This is a genomic window from Hydrogenophaga sp. 70-12, assembly GCF_001897365.1.
GTDB classification, from domain to species: Bacteria; Pseudomonadota; Gammaproteobacteria; order Burkholderiales; family Burkholderiaceae_C; genus Hydrogenophaga; species Hydrogenophaga borbori.
Genome location: NZ_MKSS01000163.1, coordinates 1 through 2,526 on the forward strand (window position 1 = coordinate 1; position 2,526 = coordinate 2,526).

Here is a 2,526-nt window from a genome sequence, read left to right on the forward strand (position 1 = left end):
CAGCGCGTCGCCCAGGTGCTCCAGCGGCGAGACGTCGAACACCGGGTGGATGCCGTCGCACAGCATGAGGCTGGCGGCGCGGATGGCCTGCGGCCCGAAGCGCGCGCCGGGGCGGTTGGTCACCACGCCGTCGAAGGGAATGCCGCAGACCGCGTACGGCTGCTCGGCCAGCGGCGCGCAGGCCAGGAAACGGTTGCTGTTGTTGGCGTAGGCGAACTGACCAAGGGCCATGGTGGGAAACGGTGTCGGTGAAGGGAGCGCAACGCGGTGGGCGACGATAGCGCCACGCCCCGGCGCCACAGGGGACCACTTGGACCGCGAACCCGGCGTCCACCCGCGGCGTTCCCGCCAGGCGAAATCCCAAACGGGCGGCGGCGTCCGCGCGTCAGGCCCTGCGCTTGCTGGGCGAGCCCGAGGAACCGCGGGGCGTGGAAGTCGCCCAGGACGGGCCCGATGCCGCCCGAACCCCGGGTTCAGCGCCCCTTCTCGCGGCCGCCGAACAAACCCTTGAGCCCTTCGCCCAGCCGATCGCCGATGTTGGCGCCCGCCCCCGTGCCCACGCCCGGCATCACCGCCGTGCCGATGGCCGCGCCCAGCAGCGCGGCGCGCGTGAGCGTCACTTGAGGGTCGTCCAGCGTGCCGCCCACCGCCAGCGGCACGCCCACCACGCCGGCTGTGGCCCCGCGGGTCACGTCCACGCGCACGCGGCCCGACAGCGCCCGGCCCGGCGAGATCGCCACCTCGCCCGTGGCCGCGAGCAGGCCCGAGTTCGCCACCAGGTTCGACAGCTGAATGGCCTTGCCGCGCGTGCTCACCTGACCGGCCAGGGTATCGAGTTCGGTCAGCCCGCCGCTGGACAGGCCCACGGTGCTCGCCGCCTTCAACAGGTCCAGCCCATGCAGCGTGGCGCCGCTGACGGTGAAGCGCGTGTCGCTGCGCAAGGCGTTCACCAGCGCCTCGGCGCTCACGCGCTCGGGAAAGCGCGCGCCCAGCGTGGTGTCGGCCTGCAGGCGGCCCGTGAGCGTCTGGCGCGGCGCGGTCAGGGCCGACACCTCCACACCTTCGGTTCGCAGCCGGCCATCCAGCACCACGCGCCGCTCCTTCGCGCCGGCGCCGGGCAAGGTGACCGTGAGAGGACCCCGCACGCGGCCCCCGCCCACGCGCGCATCCAGCGCCCAGGCCGTGGCCTCGCCCTCGCGGCGCAGCGTGGCCGTGGTGCCGCGCAGCGCGCCGCCCACGATGGCCAGCTCGGCCTGGGCGGGCCAGCCGTCGTCGGCGAAGCGCAGTTCGGCGTTCACCGTCGTGCGCGCGCCGTCGGCCGCGAGCCAGCTCACCTCGTCGAGCACCAGCTCACGCGGCAGCAGCGAAAAATCGATGGCCTCGCCATCGGCCGGTGCGGACGCCGGTGCGGCCCGCGCCCGCGCGCCCAGCAGCGCGACCGTGGCCTCGGGCAGCACCGCCTGCCGGACCACCAGCGTCTGCACGCGCAGCCGACCAGCCAGCAGGTCCCACCAGCGGGGACGCAGCTCCACGCGCTGCAGCGACAAAGGCGTGCGCGCCTGGATGCTCAGCCCGTTCACCGCCACGCCGGGCACGGGCCACAGCGCCAGGCCGATGGCCTGCGCGCGCACCGGCGCGCCCAACACATCGCTCGCCTCGGCCGCCAGCCGCTCGCGAAAGGCCTCGCCCGCCACCCAGCGCTGCAGGGCCAGCAACAGGGCCGCGAGCAGCAGCAGGGGCAGAAGGCACCAGAGGGCGATTCGAAGGGGTCGGCGCATGCCGAAATTGTGCCCAGTCTGTGGCGCTTCACCGGGGCGCCAGCCTTGCCGGGCACTGTCGCGCCGGTCCCCCGGGCCCGCCGGTCACTGGACCTGTGCGGACCGCGCCCCGCGCCGTAGAGTGACCGCATGAACGCCTCCGCCATTCCTTCCGAGCGCCTCGCAGCGCTCCACCGGTCCGAATCCGAGCGCTTCATCGCCACCCACCCGCGCTCCATGGCCCAGGCCGAAGCGGCGCGCGCCCACTACCTGTTCGGCGTGCCGTTGCACTGGATGCGCGACTGGCCCGGCCCCGCCACGCTGGCGGTCGAGCGCGCGCAAGGCGCCGCGCTGTTCTGCGCCGACGGCCTGCGCTACAGCGACTTCTGCCTCGGCGACAGCGGCGCCCTCTTCGGCCACAGCCCCGAACCGCTGGCACAGGCCATCGCGCAGCAGGCCGAGCGCGGCCTCACCTGCATGCTGCCGTCCACGCACGCACTCGCCGTGGGCGAGGCCTTGCAGCGCGTGTTCGGACTGCCCGTGTGGCAGCTGGCGCTGTCGGCCAGCGACGCCAACCGGTTCATGCTGCGCTGGGCGCGCGCCGCCACCGGCCGGCCCCAGGTGCTGGTGTTCGATGGCTGCTACCACGGCGCGGTGGACGACACCCTGGTCGATCTCGACCCGGCCTCGGGCACCACCGTGCGCCGCCCTTCGGTGCTGGGCCAGGTGCACAACCACCACGCCTTCACCCGCGTGGTGCCCTTCAACG

The 2,526-nt window shown here is 74.3% G+C and carries 3 protein-coding genes; 1 reads left to right on the forward strand and 2 read right to left on the reverse strand.

Going from position 1 to position 2,526, the window contains the following annotated elements; genetic code table 11:
- Positions 1–231, reverse strand: a 231-nt coding sequence (locus tag BGO22_RS09885) for an arginase family protein (RefSeq protein WP_286850536.1), incomplete at its 3' end; no start/stop codon positions are given.
- A 242-nt stretch (positions 232–473) separates the two neighbouring features.
- Positions 474–1,778 carry an AsmA family protein gene (locus tag BGO22_RS09890; protein WP_286850539.1) on the reverse strand — a complete coding sequence of 435 codons (1,305 nt, stop codon included), beginning with the start codon at positions 1,776–1,778 and terminating at the stop codon, positions 474–476.
- A 129-nt stretch (positions 1,779–1,907) separates the two neighbouring features.
- Between BGO22_RS09890 and BGO22_RS09895 the strand changes: the two genes are divergently transcribed.
- Positions 1,908–2,526, forward strand: a 619-nt coding sequence (locus BGO22_RS09895; RefSeq protein ID WP_286850541.1) for an aminotransferase class III-fold pyridoxal phosphate-dependent enzyme, incomplete at its 3' end; no start/stop codon positions are given.